Source organism: Streptomyces sp. NPDC089915, assembly GCF_040684675.1.
Taxonomy (GTDB): domain Bacteria; phylum Actinomycetota; class Actinomycetes; order Streptomycetales; family Streptomycetaceae; genus Streptomyces.
Window position 1 is genome coordinate 1 of the sequence record NZ_JBFBGN010000088.1, and the last position, 22,462, is coordinate 22,462.

General features: G+C 71.8%; 24 protein-coding genes. 13 read left to right on the plus strand and 11 right to left on the minus strand.

Annotated features, from left to right (window positions below; all coding sequences use genetic code 11):
• Positions 1 to 250 precede the first annotated feature (250 nt).
• Positions 251 to 436 carry a hypothetical protein gene (locus AB0O29_RS23885; protein WP_365154546.1) on the minus strand — a complete coding sequence of 62 codons (186 nt, stop codon included), beginning with the start codon at positions 434 to 436 and terminating at the stop codon, positions 251 to 253.
• On the opposite strand from AB0O29_RS23885, the gene AB0O29_RS23890 reads away from it, so the two are divergent.
• Together AB0O29_RS23890 and AB0O29_RS23895 are read left to right on the plus strand one after the other, a co-directional pair.
• Positions 435 to 1,655 (plus strand): helix-turn-helix domain-containing protein, encoded by a 1,221-nt coding sequence (locus tag AB0O29_RS23890; protein ID WP_365154474.1) that lies wholly within the window; start codon positions 435 to 437, stop codon positions 1,653 to 1,655. The genes AB0O29_RS23885 and AB0O29_RS23890 overlap by 2 nt on opposite strands.
• Before the next feature lie 86 nt (positions 1,656 to 1,741).
• Positions 1,742 to 2,215, plus strand: a complete 474-nt coding sequence (locus AB0O29_RS23895; RefSeq protein ID WP_365154477.1) for a hypothetical protein — start codon at positions 1,742 to 1,744, stop codon at positions 2,213 to 2,215.
• A gap of 47 nt (positions 2,216 to 2,262) precedes the next feature.
• Here the strand turns inward: AB0O29_RS23895 and AB0O29_RS23900 are convergent, their stop codons facing one another.
• Complete coding sequence (locus tag AB0O29_RS23900; protein ID WP_365154480.1) at positions 2,263 to 2,535, minus strand: hypothetical protein; 273 nt, start codon at positions 2,533 to 2,535, stop codon at positions 2,263 to 2,265.
• Positions 2,536 to 2,816: 281 nt separating this feature from the next.
• Between AB0O29_RS23900 and AB0O29_RS23905 the strand changes: the two genes are divergently transcribed.
• From AB0O29_RS23905 to pstB, 6 genes are all read left to right on the plus strand, one after another.
• Entirely contained in the window at positions 2,817 to 5,099 is a 2,283-nt protein-coding gene (locus AB0O29_RS23905; RefSeq protein ID WP_365154483.1) for an RNA degradosome polyphosphate kinase, read from the plus strand.
• On the plus strand, positions 5,080 to 6,033 hold the full coding sequence (locus AB0O29_RS23910; RefSeq protein ID WP_365154485.1) for a CHAD domain-containing protein: 954 nt from the start codon (positions 5,080 to 5,082) through the stop codon (positions 6,031 to 6,033). Before AB0O29_RS23905 ends, AB0O29_RS23910 begins: the two co-directional genes overlap by 20 nt.
• Before the next feature lie 418 nt (positions 6,034 to 6,451).
• Positions 6,452 to 7,594 carry a phosphate ABC transporter substrate-binding protein PstS gene (pstS, locus tag AB0O29_RS23915; protein WP_365154488.1) on the plus strand — a complete coding sequence of 381 codons (1,143 nt, stop codon included), beginning with the start codon at positions 6,452 to 6,454 and terminating at the stop codon, positions 7,592 to 7,594.
• A gap of 181 nt (positions 7,595 to 7,775) precedes the next feature.
• A complete protein-coding gene (gene pstC, locus AB0O29_RS23920) occupies positions 7,776 to 8,765 on the plus strand; it encodes a phosphate ABC transporter permease subunit PstC (RefSeq protein WP_365154490.1) in 990 nt (329 codons plus the stop codon).
• Complete coding sequence (gene pstA, locus AB0O29_RS23925) at positions 8,765 to 9,847, plus strand: phosphate ABC transporter permease PstA (RefSeq protein ID WP_365154493.1); 1,083 nt, start codon at positions 8,765 to 8,767, stop codon at positions 9,845 to 9,847. The genes pstC and pstA overlap by 1 nt, the downstream gene beginning before the upstream one ends.
• 57 nt (positions 9,848 to 9,904) lie before the next feature.
• On the plus strand, positions 9,905 to 10,681 hold the full coding sequence (gene pstB, locus AB0O29_RS23930) for a phosphate ABC transporter ATP-binding protein PstB (protein WP_365154496.1): 777 nt from the start codon (positions 9,905 to 9,907) through the stop codon (positions 10,679 to 10,681).
• 125 nt (positions 10,682 to 10,806) lie between these two features.
• On the opposite strand, the gene AB0O29_RS23935 is transcribed toward pstB, so the two are convergent.
• Both AB0O29_RS23935 and AB0O29_RS23940 read right to left on the minus strand, forming a co-directional pair.
• Positions 10,807 to 11,808, minus strand: a complete 1,002-nt coding sequence (locus AB0O29_RS23935; RefSeq protein WP_365154499.1) for an inorganic phosphate transporter — start codon at positions 11,806 to 11,808, stop codon at positions 10,807 to 10,809.
• Positions 11,809 to 11,813: 5 nt separating this feature from the next.
• Positions 11,814 to 12,434 (minus strand): DUF47 family protein, encoded by a 621-nt coding sequence (locus AB0O29_RS23940; RefSeq protein ID WP_042818429.1) that lies wholly within the window; start codon positions 12,432 to 12,434, stop codon positions 11,814 to 11,816.
• Between the two features lie 192 nt (positions 12,435 to 12,626).
• On the opposite strand from AB0O29_RS23940, the gene AB0O29_RS23945 reads away from it, so the two are divergent.
• Positions 12,627 to 12,947 (plus strand): metal-sensitive transcriptional regulator, encoded by a 321-nt coding sequence (locus AB0O29_RS23945; protein ID WP_365154502.1) that lies wholly within the window; start codon positions 12,627 to 12,629, stop codon positions 12,945 to 12,947.
• Between the two features lie 45 nt (positions 12,948 to 12,992).
• On the opposite strand, the gene AB0O29_RS23950 is transcribed toward AB0O29_RS23945, so the two are convergent.
• Both AB0O29_RS23950 and AB0O29_RS23955 read right to left on the minus strand, forming a co-directional pair.
• Positions 12,993 to 13,145, minus strand: coding sequence for a hypothetical protein (locus AB0O29_RS23950; RefSeq protein WP_162501091.1), 153 nt, complete (start codon positions 13,143 to 13,145; stop codon positions 12,993 to 12,995).
• A gap of 148 nt (positions 13,146 to 13,293) precedes the next feature.
• Positions 13,294 to 14,157, minus strand: coding sequence for a hypothetical protein (locus AB0O29_RS23955; RefSeq protein ID WP_365154504.1), 864 nt, complete (start codon positions 14,155 to 14,157; stop codon positions 13,294 to 13,296).
• 187 nt (positions 14,158 to 14,344) lie between these two features.
• On the opposite strand from AB0O29_RS23955, the gene AB0O29_RS23960 reads away from it, so the two are divergent.
• On the plus strand, positions 14,345 to 14,521 hold the full coding sequence (locus AB0O29_RS23960) for a hypothetical protein (RefSeq protein WP_365154507.1): 177 nt from the start codon (positions 14,345 to 14,347) through the stop codon (positions 14,519 to 14,521).
• Positions 14,522 to 15,041: 520 nt separating this feature from the next.
• A complete protein-coding gene (locus AB0O29_RS23965) occupies positions 15,042 to 15,278 on the plus strand; it encodes a hypothetical protein (protein ID WP_365154510.1) in 237 nt (78 codons plus the stop codon).
• Between the two features lie 328 nt (positions 15,279 to 15,606).
• Here AB0O29_RS23965 and AB0O29_RS23970 read toward each other — a convergent pair whose 3' ends face one another.
• From AB0O29_RS23970 to AB0O29_RS23990, 5 genes are all read right to left on the minus strand, one after another.
• Positions 15,607 to 16,305 (minus strand): phosphatase PAP2 family protein, encoded by a 699-nt coding sequence (locus AB0O29_RS23970; protein ID WP_365154513.1) that lies wholly within the window; start codon positions 16,303 to 16,305, stop codon positions 15,607 to 15,609.
• A gap of 202 nt (positions 16,306 to 16,507) precedes the next feature.
• Complete coding sequence (locus AB0O29_RS23975; protein ID WP_365154515.1) at positions 16,508 to 17,527, minus strand: bifunctional lytic transglycosylase/C40 family peptidase; 1,020 nt, start codon at positions 17,525 to 17,527, stop codon at positions 16,508 to 16,510.
• Positions 17,528 to 17,586: 59 nt separating this feature from the next.
• Entirely contained in the window at positions 17,587 to 19,314 is a 1,728-nt protein-coding gene (locus AB0O29_RS23980; protein ID WP_365154518.1) for a serine/threonine-protein kinase, read from the minus strand.
• A 52-nt stretch (positions 19,315 to 19,366) separates the two neighbouring features.
• The gene (locus AB0O29_RS23985; RefSeq protein ID WP_365154521.1) at positions 19,367 to 20,182 is read right to left on the minus strand and encodes a thioesterase family protein; all 816 of its coding nucleotides are present in this window, start codon (positions 20,180 to 20,182) and stop codon (positions 19,367 to 19,369) included.
• 74 nt (positions 20,183 to 20,256) lie between these two features.
• Positions 20,257 to 20,865: a LysE family transporter gene (locus AB0O29_RS23990; protein WP_365154523.1), complete on the minus strand. Its 609-nt coding sequence runs from the start codon at positions 20,863 to 20,865 to the stop codon at positions 20,257 to 20,259.
• 60 nt (positions 20,866 to 20,925) lie between these two features.
• Here AB0O29_RS23990 and AB0O29_RS23995 point away from each other — a divergent pair, with 60 nt between their 5' ends.
• Together AB0O29_RS23995 and AB0O29_RS24000 are read left to right on the plus strand one after the other, a co-directional pair.
• Entirely contained in the window at positions 20,926 to 21,756 is an 831-nt protein-coding gene (locus AB0O29_RS23995) for a pentapeptide repeat-containing protein (RefSeq protein ID WP_365154526.1), read from the plus strand.
• Between the two features lie 322 nt (positions 21,757 to 22,078).
• Positions 22,079 to 22,387 carry a hypothetical protein gene (locus tag AB0O29_RS24000; protein WP_042818271.1) on the plus strand — a complete coding sequence of 103 codons (309 nt, stop codon included), beginning with the start codon at positions 22,079 to 22,081 and terminating at the stop codon, positions 22,385 to 22,387.
• Positions 22,388 to 22,462 lie beyond the last annotated feature (75 nt).

Genomic DNA, 22,462 nt, shown 5'->3' on the forward strand with positions numbered 1-22,462 from the left:
TGCCGGGAAACCCCCAAAAGGACGGCACGGTCCAGGGTCGGGGCATCCGGCTCCCTCAGCGAGCAGGCGGGGCGGCCGGGGGCCGGCAGACCGGGCAGCCGGGCCGACGCCAGAGGGCAAGCGGCGCCGACGTCCGCGGCAGATCGCTACGCGCTCCTCTCGGCTCGGCGTCCGCCGCCCGTCTGGGGCCGGTACCCGCACGGAATGCCGACCAGGACCCCCGTCCGGGACCTCCGGGCGCCCCGGACCGCTACGCGCTTCTCCCAGTTCGGCGGGTGCGGTCCGTCGGGGGCTGGTCATAGGCAGGCTGGACGTTGGCGACGGCGGTGGTGAATTCGCGGCCGGACGCGTCGCGGATGTAGGCCAGTTCCATCCAGTGCTCGTATCCGGCGATCCACTGCCGCGTCCTATAGGCCCGTTCTATGTTTCGGGGCATGGAGCCCGAGCTGGACGTGTGGGTGCATCCCGAACTGCGGGCGGCTGCTGCGGTCGAGGACTGGGGTGGGCTGCTGAGGGCGTGGCGGAAGGTGACGCGCAGCAGTCAGAGTCGAATCGGGGCGCTCGTGGGGCTGGCGCAGCCTGATGTGTCGGCGATCGAGAACCGGCGGCGGGCCGTGACCTCGGCCGAGGTGCGGCAGCGGATCATCAGCGGGCTCGGCGTGCCGCTGGAGTTGGTCGGCGTCCGGCGGGAAGGGCTGCCGCTGCCCTCGCTCGTGCTGCCCGGCGTGGTGTCGGAGGCCGATGGTGAGCGGTTGGCGGGGGTGCGGAGGGGTGGGCTGCGGCTCGATGCCGCCTCGGTGGATGCGATGGACGCCTTGTTGGCCGCGCACCGGCGGGCCGAGGACACCGTGGGGTCGCGGGTCGTCGCGCCGCTGGTCACCGATCAGTTCAAGGCGGTGGCGGGGCTGTACGGGCAGGCCCGTGGGGCGCTGGCCGACCGGGTGGTGAAGCTGCTCGCCGAGTACGCGCAGTTCCTGGCGTGGATGGCGCAGGACCAGGACGACGCGGCTGTGGCGCTGGGGTGGTTCGACCGGTCGTATGACTGGGCGCTGGAGGCCGGGTACGCGGACATGGCGGCCACCACCATGAGCATGAAGGCGCATCTGGCGTGGTCGGGTGGCCACGGCCGGCGCTGCGTGCGGCTCGGGGAGGCCGCTGCGGCGACCGTGGGGGCCGGAGAGGCGACGCGGGCCATGGCAGTGCAGATGGCCGGGCGCGGGTACGCGCTGGAGGGGGAGCGCGGGAAGGCGTACGCGCGGCTGGACGAGGCGCAGCGGATCATCGCGGGTGCGGTCGACGCGCCGCCCTGGCTGTACTTCTACGGGGAGTCCTGGTTCGCGGCGCAGCGGGGCATGGCCGATCTGCACCTGGGGGATTGGGACGGCGCGGTACGGCACCTGACGGCCGGGCTGGCCGGGTTCGCACCCGCGTTCCGGCGGGACCGGGCCTGGTACGGGGCCTGCCTGGCCCACGCGTACGCGGGCCTCGGGGAGGGCGAAGCCGCGCTGGGCACGGCGCTCGGGGTGGTCGGGGACGCCTCCGAGGTCGGGCGGCCGCATGCCTGGGGCGAACTGCACAAGGTGGGTGCGCTGCTGCTGCGGCGGGGGGCGCGGGAGGGCCGGACTCTGGTGGACGCGCTCGCCGAACTCGACTGAGAACGAGGTGGCCGCGTCACCGCCCGAGGTCGTGCGGGACTTTGACGAGCGGCTGCACGACATCTACCTGTAAGGGAGGACACGCGATGCGTGTGGGAATCACAGGCCACCGGGGACTGAGTGCGGCGGTCGAGGAGCAGGTGCGCGGGCTGCTGGAGGCGGCGGTCAAGCAGTACGAGCCCGGCGGGCTGGTCGGGGTGTCCTGCATCGCGGACGGTCCCGACGTGTGGTTCGCCGAGTACGTCCTCGCGCATGGGGGGCGCCTGGAGGTGGTGATCCCGGCGGAGGAGTACCGCGAGGGTCTGCCCGAGGAGCACTGGACGACGTACGACCGGCTGCTGGGTCGGGCAGCCGAGGTCCACCGCACCGGGATGTCGACCTCGGACTCGGCGGCTCACATGGCCGGCAGCGAGGTGCTCGTGGGACTGGTGGACGAACTGCTCGCCGTCTGGGATGGAAAGCCCGCCTGGGGGTACGGAGGCACGGCGGACGTGGTGGCGTACGCCAGGCGCACGGGAGTCCCCGCCCGGGTCCTCTGGCCCGAGGGCGCCAGCCGCTGAGCTCCGGGCGGGAGCGGGTCCAGCGGTTGCCCGCTGGACCCGCGAGGTCAACCTCGGGCCATCATGACCAGCGAGGCGGGCACCGCCACCAGGCCCTGGGTGGCCAGGATCCCGCCGATCACGCGTACGAAGCCCGCGGGGAGCTTTCGGCCCTTGGTCTGGCGCCCCGGGGTGCGTTCCCGCCTGTTCTCCACGAACCCGTGGAACGCGGCGGCGCCCCTCTTCGTCGTGAGCGTTCCGCCCATGACGATCACCAGAAGTCCCCAGACCAGCAGGAACGGGCCGGGGGCAGGACCGCTCTGAGCGGCGAGAAACACCATGCCCGTATCCTGCGCCGCCCGTGGCGTCAGCCGGCAGCCCGGATCAGGACAGGGTGATCAGCACCGGCAGACCCCCGGCCCCGGCCCGGGGCCGCCACCCACACGGCCGTACGGCGGCGAGGTGCGGGGGAATCCTGTCCGTACGCGGAGTCTGGAAGCCATACGCCATTAACCGGGCATTCAGACGCGCTTGCGAGCCTCCCAGCATGCAGCCCCGACTCCGCCTGACCGCGGACACTTCCGACGCGCCTGTCCTCCCCCGTGCGCGGAAGAATGGAGTCATGAGCCACCAGCCCAGCGCAGGCCCCACCGAGGTCCCCGCACAGCACCCGTCTCACACCTCCGCCGCGGTCTCCTCCGCCTCCAAAACACGGACCGGGGCAGAGGAAAAGGCACCGGCGAAGTCACGCCTCGGCTCCATAGCCTCCCACCGCCCCCTCGATCCCGATCTCGACGCCGACCTCGACGCCTACGAGGACAAGGACGACGACGGGCAGCTGCCCGCCGACCGGTTCCTCGACCGCGAGCGCAGCTGGCTGGCCTTCAACGAACGCGTCCTCGAGCTGGCCGAGGACCCCACCACCCCGCTCCTGGAGCGCGCGAACTTCCTGGCGATCTTCGCCAGCAACCTCGACGAGTTCTTCATGGTCCGCGTCGCCGGCCTCAAGCGCCGCATCGCGACCGGCGTCGCCACCCGTTCCGCCTCCGGACTCCAGCCCCGCGAGGTCCTCGACCTCATCTGGACCCGCTCCCGCGAGCTCATGGCCCGGCACGCCGCCTGCTACCAGCAGGACATCGCCCCGCAGCTCGCCGAGGAGGGCATCCACCTCATCCGGTGGCCCGACCTCACGGAGAAGGAGCAGGCGCGCCTCTTCACCCTGTTCCGCAACCAGATCTTCCCGGTGCTCACCCCGCTGGCCGTGGACCCCGCGCACCCCTTCCCGTACATCTCCGGGCTGTCCCTCAACCTGGCCGTCGTCGTCCGCAACCCCGTCAGCGGCCACCGCCACTTCGCCCGCGTCAAGGTGCCGCCGCTGCTCAGCCGCTTCCTGGAGGCCTCCCCGCAGCGCTACGTCCCGCTGGAGGACGTCATCGCCGCGCACCTGGAGGAGCTGTTCCCCGGCATGGAGGTGCTCGCGCACCACATGTTCCGCGTGACCCGCAACGAGGACCTGGAGGTCGAGGAGGACGACGCCGAGAACCTCCTCCAGGCCCTGGAGAAGGAGCTCATGCGGCGCCGCTTCGGCCCGCCCGTCCGCCTGGAGGTCGAGGAGTCCATCGACCCCGGCGTCCTGGACCTCCTCGTGCAGGAGCTGAAGGTCTCCGCCGCCGAGGTGTACCCGCTGCCCGGCCCGCTCGACCTGACGGCCCTCTTCGGGATCTCCTCCCTCGACCGGCCCGAGCTGAAGTACCCCAAGTTCGTCGCCGGCACCCACCGCGACCTCGCCGAGGTCGAATCCGCGTCCGCGCCCGACATCTTCGCCGCGCTGCGCGAACGCGACGTCCTCCTGCACCACCCGTACGACTCCTTCTCGACGTCGGTGCAGGCCTTCCTGGAACAGGCCGCCGCCGACCCGGACGTCCTCGCGATCAAGCAGACGCTGTACCGCACCTCCGGCGACTCGCCGATCGTCGACGCCCTCATCGACGCCGCCGAATCCGGCAAGCAGGTCCTCGTACTCGTCGAGATCAAGGCCCGGTTCGACGAGCAGGCCAACATCAAGTGGGCGCGCAAGCTGGAGGAGTCCGGCTGCCACGTGGTCTACGGCCTCGTCGGCCTCAAGACCCACTGCAAGCTCTCCCTCGTGGTCCGCCAGGAGGGCGAGACCCTGCGCCGCTACTCGCACGTCGGCACGGGCAACTACCACCCCAAGACCGCCCGCCTGTACGAGGACCTCGGCCTGCTCACCGCCGACCCGCAGGTCGGCGCGGACCTCTCCGACCTCTTCAACCGGCTCTCCGGCTACTCCCGGCGCGAGACCTACCGCCGGCTGCTGACCGCCCCCAAGTCCCTGCGCGACGGGCTCATCGCGCGCATCGACAAGGAGGCCGACCACCACCGGTCCGGCCGCCCGGCGTCCGTCCGGCTGAAGATGAACTCGATCGTCGACGAGGCCCTGATCGACTCCCTCTACCGGGCCTCCCAGGTGGGGGTCCCCGTCGACATCTGGGTGCGCGGCATCTGCGCCGTGCGCCCGGGGGTCCCGGGGCTGTCGGAGAACATCCGGGTCCGCTCGATCCTCGGCCGCTTCCTCGAACACTCCCGGGTCTTCGCCTTCGGCAACGGCGGCGAACCCGAGGTGTGGATCGGCAGCGCCGACATGATGCACCGCAACCTCGACCGCCGCATCGAGGCACTGGTCCGGGTCACCGACCCCGGTCACCGCGCGGCACTGGACCGGATGCTGGAGACCGGCATGTCCGACGCCACCTCCTCCTGGCACCTGGGCCCGGACGGCGAATGGACCCGGCACAGCACCGACGCCGAAGGCCAGCCGCTGCGGCACGTACAGGAGATGCTCATAGACGCCCGGAGGCGCCGGCGTGGCTCAGCCAAACCATGACCCGACCGCAGGTGACGTGCTCGGCGTCTACCTGCGTTCCCAGGCCACCGCTTTCCTGCGCGCGCTGCGCCTGCATGACGCAGGCACGGCGGGCGCGGGGGGCGGCCCCGACGCCGGGGACGAGGCGGAGGCGGCGCACGGCCTGCGGGGGGCCGCGCGCCGCATCGCCTCGTCCCTGAGCACGTTCCGGGTCGTCACCCAGTCGAGCTGGGCGGATCCGCTGCGCACCGAGCTGGTCTGGCTCTCCTCCACGCTGGCGGACGAGCACGCGTACGCGGCCCGGCTGTCGCGCCTGATGGAGGCCCTGCAACGGCTCTCCGCCTCCCCGGAGGTCCCGGCCCCGCGCGGCAGCGCCGCGGGCGCGCTGACGGTCGGCTCGGCGCGCGCGGGCGCCCTGCTGGAACGCCAGCTCACCCTCGCCCGGACCCGGGCGCACTCGGCGACCCTCCAGGCGCTCGGCTCGGCACGGTTCCACGCCGTGGCGGACGCGGTGGCCGTGCTCGCCTCCGAGGTCCCGCTGGACCCGGTGGCGGCGGCCGGCCGGGTGGACGACGTGCTGACCCCGCTGGCGGAGGTGGCCCGCACCCGGCTGGAATCGGCGGTCGGCGCCCTCCCCGCCACGGACGCCTCCGCCCCGTACTCGGCCCACGCGGACGCCGCCTGGCACGAGGTGCGCCGCCTGCTGCGCGTACACCGCTACGCGCGGGAGGCCCTGGGCGAGGACGCCCCGCGCCTCGCGGCGGCGAGCGGGGCCCTGAACCAGCACCGGGACGCCTCGGAGGCGGCCACCGCCTCGGCGACGGCGGCCCGCACCCCCCGGATCGCCCCGGCGACGGCCTACGCCCTGGGCGTCCTCCACGCGGACCAGCGCCACGCGGTGGAGGCGAGCCGCCTGACCTTCCACAGCCTGTGGGAACCGGCGCCGGTGTCCTGAGAAGCCCGCCCCCGGCCCCTTCGAGGGGCCGGGGGCGGATCCGTGTCCGGCCCCCGCCGGGCCCCGCCGCGCCGCCCGTCAGCGTCGAGATCCGGCCACTCGCGCCCGGCCGCCCCCGGCACCCCCCGCGACACCCCCACCTCCACTCCCGGTAAGGTCACGGCCCCATAACGGGGGGATAACGCCCGCTTAATCCCAGGTACAAAACCCCCCATCCGCACTCGCCCGTCCGCCATGGTTCACCGTCCGTTCACCAACCCCCGTCGACGACGTCACCTGTTCTGCCTAATTTCGGTAGCGCAAGGTGCGAGCCGATCAGGAAACAGCGGTCGCGCGCCTCGCCCACCACGTAGTCCTCTTCGCACGCCGCCCCGATACAGAAAGCGGCCGGCGGCCCCCCGGAAGGAACTCCCGAACAGTGAAGCTTCAGCGCAAGAACCGGCTTCGTGCCTCCGCCCTCGGGGCCCTCGTCGTGTCCGGCGCCCTGGTCCTCACGGCGTGCGGCTCGGACGACAACACGAACACCGGCGCCGACGGCACCCCGAAGGCCTCGGCCCCCGCCCCGGGCGACATCAAGTGCGACGGCGCCAAGGGCAAGCTGCTCGCCTCGGGCTCCTCCGCCCAGAAGAACGCCGTCGACCTGTGGGTCAAGAACTACATGGCCGCCTGCTCCGGCGTCGAGGTGAACTACAAGTCCTCCTCCTCCGGCGAGGGCATCGTCGCGTTCAACCAGGGCACCGTCGGCTTCGCCGGCTCGGACTCGGCGCTGAAGCCCGAGCAGGTCGAGGACTCGAAGAAGATCTGCACCGGTGGCGGCCAGGGCATCAACCTGCCGATGGTCGGCGGCCCCATCGCCCTCGGCTTCAACGTCGCCGGCGTGGACAAGCTGAACCTCGACGCCGCCACGATCGCCAACATCTTCAACGACAAGATCAAGAAGTGGGACGACGAGGCGATCAAGAAGCTGAACCCCGGCGTCACCCTCCCCTCCACCGCCATCCAGGCCTTCCACCGCTCCGAGGACTCGGGCACCACCGAGAACCTGGGCAAGTACCTCAAGGCCGCCGCCCCCGACGCCTGGTCCTACGAGGCCTCCAAGAAGTGGCCGGCCCCGGGTGGCCAGGCCGCGTCCGGCTCCGCCGGTGTCGCCTCCCAGGTCAAGGCCGTCGACGGCGCGATCGGCTACTTCGAGCTCTCGTACGCCACCTCGCAGAGCATCAAGACGGTCGACGTGAACACCGGTGCCGCCGCCCCGGTCAAGGCCAGCCCGGAGAGCGCCTCCAAGGCCATCTCCGCCGCCAAGGTCACCGGCACCGGCTCGGACCTGGCCCTCAAGCTCGACTACGCCACCAAGGCCGACGGCGCGTACCCGATCGTCCTGGTCACCTACGAGGTCGTCTGCGACAAGGGCAACAAGCCCGAGACGCTCGGCACCGTGAAGTCCTTCCTGGAGTACACCGCCTCGGACGCCGGCCAGAAGGCCCTCACCGAGAACGGCTACGCCCCGATCCCGGCCGAGATCAACACCAAGGTCCGCGAGGTCATCAAGTCCCTCGCCTAAAGCCCTGGAGCCCGAAGGCCCCGAGGCCCCAGGGCTCCGGAGCCACGAGGCTCAGTCCTGACCCCCGTGGTCCGGCCCGCCCCCGTCCGGGCGGGCCGGCCCGGGGACCCTCCCCCTCCACCCGGGGGAATCCGGTGCACCGCCGCCAGGGGGCTCGCCCCCCACACAGACCGGAAAGACCATGGCTTCCAGCACACCCACCCACATAGACACGGCTCCGCCCGTCTCCAAGAGCGGAAGGTCCACCGGCCGCGCCGGCGACAAGATCTTCCTGGGGCTCTCCAAGGGCTCCGGCATCCTGCTCCTGGTGATCATGGCGTCGATCGCCGCCTTCCTCACCTACCGGGCCAGCATCGCCCTGTCGAAGAACCAGGGGAACTTCCTCACCACCTTCGACTGGAACGCGTCGGCCAACCCCCCCGTCTTCGGCATCGCCGTCCTGCTCTTCGGCACCGTCGTCAGCTCGATCATCGCGATGGCCATCGCGGTTCCGATCGCCGTCGGCATCGCCCTGTTCATCTCGCACTACGCGCCGCGCAAGCTGGCCGCGCCCCTCGCCTACGTGGTCGACCTGCTGGCCGCCGTGCCGTCGATCATCTACGGCATCTGGGGCGCCCTCTTCCTCGTGCCGCAGCTGAACGGGCTGAACCTCTGGCTCGACGAGTACCTCGGCTGGACCTACGTCTTCGACAAGACCCAGGTCGGCGTCGCCCGCTCGCTCTTCACCGTCGGCATCCTCCTCGCGATCATGATCCTGCCGATCGTGACGAGCGTCAGCCGCGAGGTCTTCCTCCAGGTCCCGCGCATGAACGAGGAGGCCGCCCTGGCCCTCGGCGCGACCCGCTGGGAGGTCATCCGCCTGTCGGTGCTGCCCTTCGGCCGCTCCGGCGTCATCTCCGCCTCCATGCTCGGCCTCGGCCGCGCGCTCGGCGAGACCATGGCCGTGGCCACCGTCCTCTCCCCGAGCTTCCTGATCTCCGGGCACATCCTCGACCCGGGCGGCGGCACCTTCGCGCAGAACATCGCCGCGAAGTTCGACGAGGCCAACGAGTTCGGCCGTGACGCGCTCATCGCCTCCGGCCTCGTCCTCTTCCTGCTCACCCTGCTGGTCAACGGCGCCGCGCGCCTGATCATCGCCCGTCGCAAGGACTTCTCGGGGGCGAACGCCTGATGAGCCACGCACTCCAGGACCAGCGTCCCGCTCCGGTCCGCCGGTCCGCCTCCCCCGCCGGCCTGACCCGCGGCGGCCTGCCCCGCTGGGCCCCCGCCGGCATCGCCGTCGCCTCCGCCGTCCTCGGCAGCGTCATCGGCCTGGTCTTCGACCTGCACAGCAAGGTCCAGTGGGGCCTCATCGCAGCCCTCCTGTTCGTCGCGATCACGTACACCGCCAGCTCGGTCGTCGAGAACCGCCGCCAGGCCAAGGACCGCGTCGCCACCTCCGTCGTCTGGGTCTGCTTCGTCCTCGCGGTCGTCCCGCTGCTGTCCCTGATGTGGACCACGGTCAGCCGCGGCGCGAAGACCCTCAGCGGTGACTTCCTCAGCCACTCCATGAACGGCGTGACCAGCTTCGAGAAGGGCGGCGGCGTCTACCACGCGCTGCTCGGCACCCTGGAGCAGGTCGGCCTCGCCACCCTGATCGCGGCGCCCATCGGCCTGCTGACCGCCGTCTACCTGGTCGAGTACGGCAAGGGCCGGCTCGCCAAGTCCGTCACCTTCTTCGTCGACGTCATGACCGGCATCCCCTCCATCGTCGCGGGCCTGTTCATCCTGACGACCTGGAACCTGATGCTCGGCTTCGGCCCCTCCGGCTTCGCCGGCGCGATGGCCCTGTCGATCCTGATGATGCCGGTCGTGGTCCGCTCCACCGAGGAGATGCTCAAGCTCGTCCCGAACGAGCTGCGCGAGGCCGCCCTGGCCCTCGGTGTGCCGAAGTGGCGCGTGATCCTCAAGGTCGTCCTGCCCACGGCCATCGGCGGCATCTCCACCGGTGTCATGCTGGCCGTGGCCCGCATCGCCGGCGAGACCGCGCCGATCATGCTGCTGGTCTTCGGATCGCAGCTGATCAACGGCAACCCCTTCGAAGGTGCCCAGTCCTCGCTCCCGCTGTACATCTGGGAGCAGTACAAGGTCGGCAGTGAAGCCTCCTACGACCGTGCCTGGGCCGCGGCGCTCGTCCTGATCGCCTTCGTCATGATCCTGAATCTGGTGGCCCGCGGCATCGCCCGCTGGAAGGCCCCGAAGACCGGTCGCTAAAAGCGAGCCCATTAGCGGCTCCGCCGCGGTGACCACATGAAAGCGAAGTGACCCCTCATGGCCAAGCGAATCGACGTCAGCGGCCTCTCCGCCTTCTACGGCAGCCACAAGGCCATCGATGACATCTCGATGACCGTGGAACCCCGCTCCGTGACGGCCTTCATCGGCCCCTCCGGCTGCGGCAAGTCCACCTTCCTGCGCACCCTGAACCGCATGCACGAGGTCACCCCCGGCGGCCGCGTCGAGGGCAAGGTGCTGCTGGACGACGAGAACCTGTACGGCTCGAACGTGGACCCGGTCGCGGTGCGCCGCACCGTCGGCATGGTCTTCCAGCGCCCCAACCCCTTCCCCACCATGTCGATCTTCGACAACGTGGCGGCGGGCCTGCGCCTGAACGGCAGCTACAAGAAGTCCGAGCTCACGGACATCGTGGAGCGGTCCCTCAAGGGCGCGAACCTCTGGAACGAGGTCAAGGACCGCCTGAACAAGCCCGGCTCCGGCCTCTCCGGCGGCCAGCAGCAGCGTCTGTGCATCGCCCGCGCCATCGCGGTCGAGCCGGAGGTCCTGCTGATGGACGAGCCCTGCTCCGCCCTCGACCCGATCTCCACCCTCGCCATCGAGGACCTGATCGGCGAGCTCAAGGAGCGGTTCACGATCGTCATCGTGACCCACAACATGCAGCAGGCGGCCCGCGTCTCCGACCGCACCGCCTTCTTCAACCTCGCCGCCGTCGGTCAGCCCGGAAAGCTGATCGAGATCGACGACACGGACCGGATCTTCTCCAACCCGTCCGTCCAGGCGACCGAGGACTACATCTCGGGCCGCTTCGGCTGAACAGCCGGGGCCGCTCGCGCGGTCGTCCTGCGGTGCTGCATGGCGGTGCCACCGCAGGATGGAAGGAAAAAGGGCCGGCTCCCCCTGGGTGGGGGGAGCCGGCCCGCTTCACGTTCCGGACGCACTCAGCTGACGAAGGCCAGGTCCGCCAGCCAGAAGCAGACCGCCGCGACCAGGGCGGCAGCCGGCATGGTGATGAACCAGCCGAGGATGATGTTCTTGGCCACGCCCCAGCGGACCGCGTTGACCCGCTTGGTCGCGCCCACACCCATGATCGCCGAGGTGATCACGTGGGTGGTGGAGATCGGCGCCTTGAAGAGGAAGGCCGTGGCGAACATGATCGAGGCGCCGGTGGTCTCCGCCGCGAAGCCCTGCGGCGGGTCCAGCTCGATGATCTTGCGGCCGAGGGTGCGCATGATGCGCCAGCCGCCCGCGTACGTACCCAGCGACAGCATCACCGCGCACGCGATCTTCACCCAGACCGGGATCGGGTCGTCGGCGCCCTGCACGTCGGCGATGACCAGGGCCATCACCACGATGCCCATGGTCTTCTGGGCGTCCTGGAGGCCGTGGCCGAGGGCCATGCCGGCCGCGGAGACCGTCTGCGCGATGCGGAAGCCGCGCTTGGCCTTGTGCGGGTTGGCGCGGCGGAACATCCACAGGATGGCGACCATCACCAGGTAGCCGGCGACCAGGCCGACGACCGGCGACAGGAACATCGGGATGACGACCTTCTCGATCACCCCGTCCCACAGGACGCCGATCCCGCCGGCCAGCGCCGCGCCCACCATGCCGCCGAACAGCGCGTGGGAGGAGGACGAGGGCAGTCCGAAGTACCAGGTGACGAGGTTCCACACGATCGCGCCGACCAGGGCGGCGAAGAGGATCCACATGCCCCGGTTGCCGTGGGGCGTCTCGATCAGGCCCTTGCTGACCGTGTGGGCGACGCCGCTGCCGAGGAAGGCACCGGCGAGGTTCATCACCGCGGCCATCGCCAGCGCCGCGCGCGGGGTCAGCGCCCGCGTCGAGACGGAGGTCGCGATGGCGTTCGCGGAGTCGTGGAAGCCGTTCGTATAGGTGAAGCCGAGCGCGACACCGATGGTCACGACCAGAGCGAAGGTGTCCACGGGGTTCAGGACTCCTTGACGGCGATGGTCTCCACCGTGTTCGCGACGTGCTCGAACGCGTCGGCGGCCTCTTCGAGGACGTCGACGATCTGCTTGAGCTTCAGCACCTCGATGGCGTCGTACTTGCCGTTGAAGAGCTGGGCCAGCAGCTTGCGGTGGATCTGGTCGGCCTGGTTCTCCAGCCGGTTGACCTCGATCCAGTACTCGGTGAGGTTGTCCATCGTCCGCAGGTGCGGCATGGCCTCGGCGGTCAGCTCGGCCGCCCGCGCCAGAACCTCGATCTGCTGCTCGACGCCCTTGGGGAGTTCCTCGACGTTGTAGAGGACGACGAGGTCGACGGCCTCCTCCATGAAGTCCATGATGTCGTCGAGCGACGACGCCAGGCTGTAGATGTCCTCGCGGTCGAACGGCGTGATGAACGACGAGTTCAGCTGGTGGAAGATCGCGTGGGTGGCGTCGTCCCCCGCGTGCTCCGCCGCCCGCATCCGTTCCGCGATCTCGGCCCGGGCGGAGGGGTCCGCTCCGAGCAGTTCCATCAGGAGCTTGGAGCCCGTGACGATGTTGTCCGCGGATGCGGCGAACATGTCGTAGAAGCTCGTCTCCCTGGGGGTCAGACGAAATCGCACGTGAGGTCCTCGGGGTGTTGGATTCGGTCAGGCTGATGCTAGGCGCATCCCCCGGCCACGGCTAACCGGCGTCCCCGGGTGTCGTCCATCAGGCAGAGTGGGCCGTACGGATCCCAGTCCCTGCGGCACGGGCGAAGTAACCTATACCCAAGAGGGGTATATACCCCCTCGTTCCGGACCACGGGAGGACTCATGACGACCATCGAGGCGGAGGACTCCGGGGCCGTTCCCGTCCACGGCTACCACCACCAGAAGGACGAGCACCTCAAGCGGCTGCGCCGGATCGAGGGCCAGATCCGGGGCCTCCAGCGGCTCGTCGACGAGGACGTGTACTGCATCGACATACTCACCCAGGTCTCGGCGAGCACGAAGGCCCTCCAGTCCTTCGCCCTCCAGCTCCTGGAGGAGCACCTGCGGCACTGCGTGGCGGACGCCGCCGTCAAGGGCGGTACCGAGATCGACGCCAAGGTGGAAGAGGCCACGAAGGCCATCGGCCGCCTGCTGCGCAGCTAGTTCCGGCCACGCCGGTCCCGGCCCCACCGGTCCCGGCCCCGTCGGCTAAGGCCCGATCCCCATCAGCACCTCGTCGATCCGGTCCTGACTGAGCCGGTCCTCGGCCGCGGCCGAGGCCGCGATGATCAGCTCCCCGCAGAGCTCGATCTCGGCGAGCGCCACGTGGTCCTGCACCGTCGTACCGCCTGCGGGAGTCACGCGTGCCACCTCTCTCTGCCGCCATCGCCCGTCCGGCACCCGGCTTCCCAGCCTAGGGACCGCCACTCGTACCGCGCATGACACGGATGGACCATTTCCGGATAGTGGAGCCATGGCCCGGACGTACCGCCCGGGCCCTTCCGGCCGGCTATTCGGCGATCTTCCCGGCGTAAATGTCCCCGTCTGCGGGCAATACGACGCTGACCGGGGTGCCGAACCCGTACAGCAGCGTCGTCGACGAGACATCGATCACGCCATTCTTGACGTACGAGAAGCGGTGCCGGACCTTCCGCAGACGGCCCTGCTCGTCCAGGTAGGCGTCGAAGGGCACGCTGTCCTTGCTGAACCCTTTCGCCGCCGCCTGCAGCGCTTCCCTGACCCCCGCGGAGGCGCTCTGCGCGGCCCGCCCGATGTCCGTGGTCCCCCGGTAGTGGCGCACCTTGGTCCCGGCCACGTCGGTCTCGCCCACGTACGTCACCTCCTGCGCGCCCCGCAGCAGCTCGGCGGCGACCAGCGGGTCGGTGGCCCCGCCGGTGACGAGGTTCCCGTCGGGGAGGGCCGCGGTGTCGAGGCGCACCCACTTGTCGTCGGGGACGCCGGCGCCCCGGTTCTTCATGTAGAGCGCCCCGGGGACGAGCAGCTCGGTGATCGGCCGGTGCTCGGGCCGGCCCTTCACGTCGGCGGGCAGCATCACCAGCAGCTGGCCCATCCGCTTGCGGAAGTCGACCCCGCCCTCGCCCCGGATGGTCACCCGGGTCCCGCCGGTGGCCATCTCCATCGCCGTACGGGCCTGCGCGCTCCCGGTGGTGGTCAGCGCGTCGGCGGCCCCGCGGACCGCCGCCGCCGGGTCGCCGGGGGGCCGGGCGTCGCCCGCCCCGCCGCCGGCCACCGTTCCGCTCGCGGCGCCGCATCCGCCCAGCGCGGCCACGGTGACGGCCACGCAGGCCGCGAGCACCGCCTCGCCCGCACGCCGTCGCCGTCGCCGCCGCCGCTTGTGCTGGTGCACCACCATCGCCTGCCAACCCCCAACGCATGACCGCTGCTTGCCCGAGGCCCCCACCCGCTCCGGTTAACGAGGTCCCGGGTTTCCCGTAACGGTCCGGAAGTGGCCAGGGGCCGTACCCGCACTGGGCCGCCCCCGGTACCGTGGAGACGTGGATCCGCACACCAAGGCGACCCAGATCGCTCCGTTTACCGCTGTGCCCGACCCGCGTCACCCCGCGGAACCGGCGCAGACACCCCTCGGACACACGACGAGCACCGCCGAGCGGGGCTCCTTCTGCCTGGCCGTCTGCAGCTGCGGCTGGACGGGCCCGGCCCGCCGCTCCCGCGACCTGGCCCGCAAGGACGCCACCAGACACTCCTCAACCGACTGACCGCCCACCACCCCCGACACCGCCGGACCTCCGCCAGCCACCCCCGGCTGAGCGACCGCCGCCCACCCACCGCCACCGACCGACCTTCGCCGACCGCCCCTTGGCCGGCCAGGTCCCTGTGACCCCGGTGGGCGGGCCACCACCGCCCGCCACCGACCGGCCTTCGCCTGCCGACCCTGCGACCCCGGTAGGCGGGCCACCACCGCCCGCCACCGTCACCGACCGGCCCTCGCCAGCCACCCCCTTGGCCGGCCAGGCCCCTGCGGGCCCCGGCGGGCCGCCACCGGCCGCCCGGCACCACCTGGCCGGCGACGGCCGGTCTTCTTCGGCCAGGCCTCGCCGGCCAGGCCGGGTCGGCCGGTACCTGCCGCCCTGCCGGAGGCACTCCGCCCCGGGCCACGCAGCCCGGCCCGATCTCCCGGCCCGCCCCCGCTCGCCCTGCCGCGCCCCGCGGCCGGGCGTGTCGCCCGTTCGGCCTTCCCGACTGGACGGGGTGGCCGGGACCGGTTGCGCTGGAGGCATGCCAGGAACCGCACCCCGCGTCGCGGCCCTCCTCTGGGCCCTGCTGATCGCGCTCACCCCGGCCGCGGCGGCCTGGGCCCGCCCCGTGGGCTCGGCGGACGGGCCGGCCGACGTGGCGCTGGCCATCGGGCTCACCGCCGCCGCGGCGACGGCCACCGGGCTGTGGCTGCGCTCCCGCTACCGCCGCGAGGAGGCCGAGCAGCAGGGCACCGGCGGCGAGGGCGGCGATCCGTGACGCCCCGCCCGCGCCCGACGGCGGTCCGGCTGTGCTTCGGCGCGGCGGGCGTGTGCCTGCTGCTGGCGCTCCTGCTGGCCCTCTGGAACCCGTGACGGGACTCGGTCGACGCCCCCGGGAACCCGGGCAGCCCGCGTATCGCCGCCCTGCACCCGCCCGCGTACCGGCGTCCCGTCCCAGTCCCCGGACCCGTACCGGCGTCCCGTCCCGGCCCCGTACCCGTATCGGTGTCCCCGGAGTACCGGCGCCCCGTACCCGCCCCGGGACCCGTACCGGCGCCCCCACCCCCGGACCCGTACCGGCCCGCGCGGGGAGCCGGCGTACCGGGTCAGGCGGCGAGGTCGCTCTCGGCCGGTCGCTGGGCCAGCTCCACCGGCCGGGCCACCACCCGCTCCCGGGCCCGTACGAGCCGCCCCAGCCGCGGCGTCCGCGCCAGCGCCCGCGCCAGCGGGGTCAGCCCGGCCATGGCGAGCGGTGCGAGGATGAGCACGACGGCGGTGCCGAGCGCGAACCCGCCGATGACGTCGGTCGGGTAGTGCACGCCGAGGTAGACCCGGCACAGCCCCTCGGCGAGCGCGAGCCCGATCCCGACGAGCCCGAGCCGGCGGTTGGCCAGGAACACCCCGATGCCGACCGCCATCGCGAGGGTCGCGTGGTCGCTGACGAAGGAGAACCCGGCGTCCGCCCCGCCGCCCACACCGCCGAGCACCTCGAGCCCCTCGTGCGCGACGAACGGCCGCGGCCGCGCCACGAACCCGCGCAGCGGCACGTTCACCATCAGCGCGATCGCGGCGGCCAGCGGGGCCCACACCAGCGCGGCGAACGACTCGGCGGCGACGGCCTCCTCCTGCTTCCGCGCCCCGCGCCAGCACCACAGCACGAGCAGGACCATGGCGAGCGGCAGCCCGTAGGAGGCGAGCAGGGCGACGCCCCGGTCGAACCAGTCGGGGGCGTGCCGGGCGAAGCCGTTGATCCGGTACAGCAGGCTGACATCCACATTCGGCCCACCGGTCGTGAGTCCAGCCATGTGACGCGGCCCCTTGCCTGCCTAGGTCCCGTGTGGGCGCACGACGGTGTGCGCCCCCTTCAAACCCCCCGCCGATCAATCCCCGTGACCATGGAACGCCCGTTCCCCGAGCATGGTTCCACTCTCCACCGGATGATCACGCCAACGTTATCCAAGAGTGACTCATCGTCGCAGCTCAGGGCCTGTGCTTCACGGAGAGTCGCTAAGCCTTCGGAGCAGCGGGAGAACGCTCCGGTAGGGCCTCCGCCCCTTCCTTCGTCACCCGGGTGGCGCCGAAGTAGTCGGGGGTGTCGATCTTGTCGAAGCGGATGACGGCGCCGGTGAACGGGGCATTGATCATGTATCCGCCGCCCACGTACAGCCCGACGTGCCGGATCTCCCGAGAGTTCGTCAGATCGTCGGAGAAGAAGACGAGATCACCGGGGAGCAGCTCACCGCGCGCGGGATGCGACCCGGCGTTGTACTGGTCGTTGGCCACGCGCGGCAGCTCGACCCCCACGGTCTCGTACGCCGCCTTGGTCAGCCCGGAACAGTCGAACCGCCCGTTGTCCGCGGCCGTCCCGTCACCACCCCACAGATACGGCGTCCCGAGCTGCTTCTGCGCGAAGTACACGGCCCCGGCGGCCTGCTGGGAGGGGGAGACGCGGCCGACGGGGCGCGCGAAGCTCTTCTCCAGCGAGCGGATGGCCTTCACGTACCCCTGCGTCTCGTTGAGCGGGGGCACACCGCCGGCCTTGATGACCCGGTAGGGACCGGCGTTGTAGGCGGCGAGCATATTGTCCGACGGATCGCCTGGTACTCCCGCGACGTCCTTGGCGAGTTGGCAGTCGTACGAGGCGGCCGAGGGGATCGCGTCCTTGGGGTCCCAGATGTCACGGTCGCCGTCACCGTCACCGTCGATGCCGTACGTGGCCCAGGTCTCCGGAATGAACTGGGCGATGCCGCGCGCGTCGGCATGGCTGAGCGCATCGGGCTTCCAGTTGCTCTCGGTGTACAACTGCGCTGCCAGCATGGCCGGATTGAGCGCGGGACAAAGGTTTCCCCACTTCTCCACCAGCGGCTGGTAGATCGCCGGAACCGACCCCTTGACCAACCCGACGGCGCCCTGCCTGCCGCCCTTCACCAGGCCCGCCGCCGCCGAGTACGTGCCGACGACCAGCAGCGCGACGAAGGTCAGGCACACGCCGATCCCGATCCCGCTTGCCACCCAGAATTTGCGCACCCGTCAACACTGCCTTACGGCAGCTCGCATGACAGTGCATTCATCAGTCTGTCTTGACACTATTTCACCGGAAAGCCGGTGCAGTAGACGCTGCTGTACTCCTTGACGCCCCGGACCCGGTAGATCAGCACGGTCCAGTCGCCCGGGTCGTTGGCGACCGGGATGGCCGGGAACCTCTTGCGGGTCCCCTCGTTGTCCACGAGCTGCGTGGAGAAGTCGTCCGGGTACGTGAGCTGCACCTCGCCGCCGGGGCCCGGGTTCTTGAGGTCGACGGGCTTGCTGGCATAGCCGATGCCGTGGTTGTAGTCCCGGACGAAGTCGTAGGGCCGCTGGGTGCTCTCGTCGATCTCGTGCGGGGGCTTGACCCCGACGGAGATGGTGTAGGGGGCCTTCTCCGTGTTGTACGGCTTCAGGTAGACGCGGATCTTGACCTTGCCCGTCACCGTCTTCGCCTGCGGGTCGTCGGCGTCCACGACGGAACTCGTCAGGAACTCCGCCCGTTCCTCCCCGGGCAGGTTGCAGTGGCCGCCGTCCGCGCCGTCGGTCCACAGGTCCCTTGACACCTTGTTCGGCTCGATGTGGTCGGGCACCGCGCCCAGCGCCCCGGCGCTCCCACCCGGGGCGGGCGGGGCCGGGCTCGACGCCGCCGGACCGGAGGACGCGGAGGACACCGCGCCCGGCGTGCCCGGGCCGGCCGACGGTCCGCCCGCCTGCGCCCCCCGCCCGTCCCCGTCGCCCTGGAGCAGCAGGTACCCGCCCGTCCCGATCCCGCCCACGAGGAGGCCCACCAGGACCGCCACCGCCCACCGCGGTACCGCCCGCTTCGGCGCCGCGGCCGCCGGTCCGCCCGGCACGTAGGTGGGCACGTACCCCGAAGGCCTCGCCGGCAGCCCCGGTCCGATCGTCGACGGCAGCAGCCCCGGGACCTGGCCCGCGCCCCCCGCGGTCGCCGTGAGCGAGGCGTACACCGGGTCGTCGACCAGCGCCGAGTCCACCGCGCAGCGGCGGATGATCTCGGCGAGGGCGGGCCTGGAGCCCGGCTCCGTCAGCACGCACTCCTTGATCAGCGCGGCCAGTCCGGGCTCCACGCCCGCGACGTCGATCTCCCCGTGCACCGCCCGGAAGTTGACCGCCGTCGGCTCGCCGGTCCCGTACGGGGGCCGGCCCGTGGCCGCGTAGGCGAGCGTGGCCCCGAGCGCGAAGACGTCGGCGGCATCCGCGGCCTCGCCGCGCAGGAGCACCTCGGGGGCCGTGTAGCCGGGCGTGCCGGGGGCGGCACCGGCCTGCGTCAGGGCCGTCTCGGACACGCCCTTGGCGATGCCGAAGTCGATCAGCTGGGGCCCCTGCGCGCCGAGGATGACGTTCTGCGGCTTGAGGTCCCGGTGCGTGACCCCGTACGCGTGCACGCTCGCGAGTCCCTCCGCCAGCGCGGCGAACAGCCTGCGGCAGGAGGCCGCGGGCAGGGGCCCGGACTCGCGCACCGCGTGGCTGAGCGTGGGGCCTGCCACGTACTCGGTGGCGAGCCAGTACGGCGGCGCCGCCAGCGAGGCGTCGATCAGGTTCGCGGTATAGGCCGAGCGCACCGCGCGGACCGTCTCCGCCTCCCGGCGGAACCGCGCGAGCGCCTCCGGATGCTCGGTGATCTCCTCTTTGATCACCTTGACGGCCACCAGACGGCCGCCCGGCGACCGCCCGAGGTACACCTGCCCCATCCCCCCGGCCCCGAGCCGGGCCAGCAGGGTCTGCGCCCCGATATGGGCCGGGTCGGTGTCTCTCAGCGCCTCCATCCGCACGAGGGTGCCACACCGACTCCCCAGGTGGAGAAGGGGGGTTGACGCCTCACCGCCCCGCCACGAACAGACTCTGCGCCCCCCGCCCGATCGGCCCCTTCTCATCGTGCAGCCGCGCGTCCGCCAGCCCGATCCCGCCCGGGTCCACGCTCGTCCGCGCCTCCACGCACACCCACTCCCCCACCGGGTACCGGTGCAGGTGGACGGTCAGATCGCCGTTGACGAACACGAACCGCCGCAGGTCCATCACCGCGCTGATCCCGTTCCCCGAGTCCGCGGCGACCAGCACCCGGTCCAGCGGCCGCACCGGCTCCCCCGCCACCAGCGGCACCCGCATCCGCATCCAGCAGGTACCCGGCCCCGGCTCGACGAAGGTCCCCTCCGTGAACCGGGTCTCCACCGACGTGTGGTAGCCCGTCTCCCACGGCACGGGGAAGAACGGGGTCACCCCCACCTCCCCCGGCGGCGCCACCAGCGCCCCCTCGGCCACCGCCGGCACCGGCTCGCCCGCCACCCTGATCCGCAGCGCCCGCGCCAGCATCACCGGCGCGTCCGCACCGGCCGGGGTGAGGGCCGCCTCGACCAGCTCGGTGCCCCGCCCCGCCCGCAGCACCGACGTGGCGACCGTCAGCTCCCCGATCGGCACCGGCCGCAGGATCTCGTACGTGATCCGCGCGACCCGCATGTCCCCGCGCGCCCCCGGACGCTCCTCCACCGCCCGGCCGAGCAGCGCGGCGGGCGGGCCGGCGTGCTGCGCGCCCTCGTCCCACGGCCCGCGCGTGGCCCCGGTGGCCCGGAAGCGCCCCTCGCCGATCCGCTCGTAGAACCCGTCCATCCCGCCGCCCCCGCCGCCGTCAGCATCCATGCCGCCGCACGCTACCGAGAGGTAACCCACGGCACCACCCCTCCATCACCCCCTGCGGCACCCTCCACCCCGCCTCAGCGGGCGAGCCCGAGACCCACCCCCAGCCCCACCAACACCGACCCGATCGCCCGGTTCAGCGCCTTCTGCGCCCGCAGCATCCGCTCGCGCAGCGCCGAGTGGGAGAAGAACAGCGCCACCGCCCCGAACCACACCAGGTGCGCCCCCGACATGAACAGCCCGTACCCGGCCTGCTGCCAGGCCGGCGTCTGCCGGTCCACCACCTGCGTGAACGTGGACACGACGAACAGCGTCGTCTTCGGATTCAGCACGTTCGTCAGGAACCCGGACCGCAGCGCCCCCAGCCGCGTCAGCTCCGGCTTCGACTCCAGGTCCACCGTGAGCTCCGCCCGCGCCCGGAAGGTACGGACGCCGATCCACACCAGGTACCCGGCACCCGCCAGCTTGATCGCCGTGAACAGGGCGGTCGACGAGGCGATCAGCAGCCCCACCCCGAGCATCGTGTACGAGACGTGCACCAGCACCCCGGCCGCGACCCCCGCCGCGGCGAACAGCCCGGTGGACCGCCCGTACAGATAACTGTTCCGCACGACCATGGCGAAGTCCGCCCCCGGACTCACGACGGCGAGCAGCGTAATGACGGCAACCGCGATCACTTCAGTCATGCACGGATGCTCACCGCCCCCTGGCCGTGGATCAAGACCCCGTCGAGCGACAATGGACGGGTGCCCAGCTCTCCCCGCCCCGCCACGCCCGCCCTCCCCCTCCTCCAGGCCGACTGCGCGAACTGCTTCGCGCTCTGCTGCGTCGCCCTGCCCTTCGCGAAGTCCTCGGACTTCGCGGTGAACAAGGCCGCCGGCACCCCCTGCAAGAACCTCCGGGAGGACTTCCGCTGCGGCATCCACAACCGCCTGCGCGACCAGGGGTTCCAGGGCTGCACCGTCTTCGACTGCTTCGGCGCGGGCCAGCAGATCTCCCAGGTCACCTTCGAGGGCCGCGACTGGCGCACCCACCCCGACACCCGGCAGGCGATGTTCGACGCCTTCCCCGTCATGCGCCAGCTGCACGAGCTGCTCTTCTACGTCGCCGCCGCCCTCGACCTCCCGGCGGCCGCCCCCCTCCACCCGGCCCTGCGCACCCTCCTCACCCGGACCGAGGCCCTGACCCGGGCCGACGCGGACGCCCTCGCCGCGCTCGACGTCCCCGCCCTCCGCCAGGAGATCAACACCCTCCTCCTCAAGGCGAGCGAACTGGCCCGCGCCAAGGCCCCGGGCCGCAGGAAGAACCACCGCGGCGCCGACCTGATGGGCGCCCGCCTCGCCGGAGCCGACCTCCGCGGCGCCAACCTGCGCGGCGCCTACCTGATCGCCGCCGACCTCGGCCGGGCCGACCTGCGCGGCGCCGACCTGATCGGCGCGGACCTCCGCGACACGAACCTCCGCGACGCCGACCTCCGCGACACCCTCTTCCTCACCCAGGCCCAGCTCAATGCCGCCCGGGGCAACCCCGGAACCCGGATCCCCCCGACCCTCACCCGCCCCGCCCACTGGGCCTGACCCGCACGACCGTCCCCAGCGCACGCCCCACCGCCGTGCGCCCCGCACGCATCCGCACGCCCCCCGAGCGCCACGACCGCGCCACGACCACGGCGCGCCACCCGCCGAGCCGCCAGTCATTGCCCGAGGTCACCCCCCGTGATACACAGAGTGACCAGGTCAGGCCATGCGTACGAGCGCTCACACGGCCCGGGACCCGGGACATCGGGTAAAGAGACCGGCCAAGTCGACGACGGCCGACGTTTCATCAGCGAAGATAGTGCGTGACCCCTGCCGTCGGGCACGGGCTACCGGAACTACCCATACAGGGGCGGTGAGTTACATGATCCTGGCAGCCGAAAAGGGCGACATCACCACCATCATCGGCGGAATCGCCCCGAACTGGGGGCCGTTCGGCAGTCTCGGCAACGAAGCGAAGGTCATGATCGAGGTCATCATGGCCGTGGCGATCCTCCTGTGCCTCGGCATCGCCATCTGGGGCGCCGCCAAGCAGCGCATCGGCGCCACCGCCCTGCGCGACACGTTCAGCGCGGAACAGGGCAAGGGCCTGATCGTGGCCGGGCTCACCGGAGTCTTCATCATCGGCTCCCTCGGCACCCTCTTCACGATCGTCTACGGAATGGCCGTCTAGCAGAACCACCGCGGCCGGCCGCACCCTGATGAGGAATCACCACACCGCGCCTGCGCGGAAACGAGCGCTACCGTC

Coding starts and splice junctions, on each gene's coding strand:
- AB0O29_RS23890 (WP_365154474.1), top strand. CDS start 435: ATGGAGCCCGAGCTGGACGTGTGGGTGCATCCCGAACTGCGGGCGGCT.
- AB0O29_RS23885 (WP_365154546.1), bottom strand. CDS start 436: ATGCCCCGAAACATAGAACGGGCCTATAGGACGCGGCAGTGGATCGCC.
- AB0O29_RS23895 (WP_365154477.1), top strand. CDS start 1,742: ATGCGTGTGGGAATCACAGGCCACCGGGGACTGAGTGCGGCGGTCGAG.
- AB0O29_RS23900 (WP_365154480.1), bottom strand. CDS start 2,535: ATGGTGTTTCTCGCCGCTCAGAGCGGTCCTGCCCCCGGCCCGTTCCTG.
- AB0O29_RS23905 (WP_365154483.1), top strand. CDS start 2,817: ATGAGCCACCAGCCCAGCGCAGGCCCCACCGAGGTCCCCGCACAGCAC.
- pstC (WP_365154490.1), top strand. CDS start 7,776: ATGGCTTCCAGCACACCCACCCACATAGACACGGCTCCGCCCGTCTCC.
- pstA (WP_365154493.1), top strand. CDS start 8,765: ATGAGCCACGCACTCCAGGACCAGCGTCCCGCTCCGGTCCGCCGGTCC.
- pstB (WP_365154496.1), top strand. CDS start 9,905: ATGGCCAAGCGAATCGACGTCAGCGGCCTCTCCGCCTTCTACGGCAGC.
- AB0O29_RS23945 (WP_365154502.1), top strand. CDS start 12,627: ATGACGACCATCGAGGCGGAGGACTCCGGGGCCGTTCCCGTCCACGGC.
- AB0O29_RS23955 (WP_365154504.1), bottom strand. CDS start 14,157: ATGGTGGTGCACCAGCACAAGCGGCGGCGGCGACGGCGACGGCGTGCG.
- AB0O29_RS23965 (WP_365154510.1), top strand. CDS start 15,042: ATGCCAGGAACCGCACCCCGCGTCGCGGCCCTCCTCTGGGCCCTGCTG.
- AB0O29_RS23970 (WP_365154513.1), bottom strand. CDS start 16,305: ATGGCTGGACTCACGACCGGTGGGCCGAATGTGGATGTCAGCCTGCTG.
- AB0O29_RS23980 (WP_365154518.1), bottom strand. CDS start 19,314: ATGGAGGCGCTGAGAGACACCGACCCGGCCCATATCGGGGCGCAGACC.
- AB0O29_RS23985 (WP_365154521.1), bottom strand. CDS start 20,182: ATGGATGCTGACGGCGGCGGGGGCGGCGGGATGGACGGGTTCTACGAG.
- AB0O29_RS23990 (WP_365154523.1), bottom strand. CDS start 20,865: ATGACTGAAGTGATCGCGGTTGCCGTCATTACGCTGCTCGCCGTCGTG.
- AB0O29_RS24000 (WP_042818271.1), top strand. CDS start 22,079: ATGATCCTGGCAGCCGAAAAGGGCGACATCACCACCATCATCGGCGGA.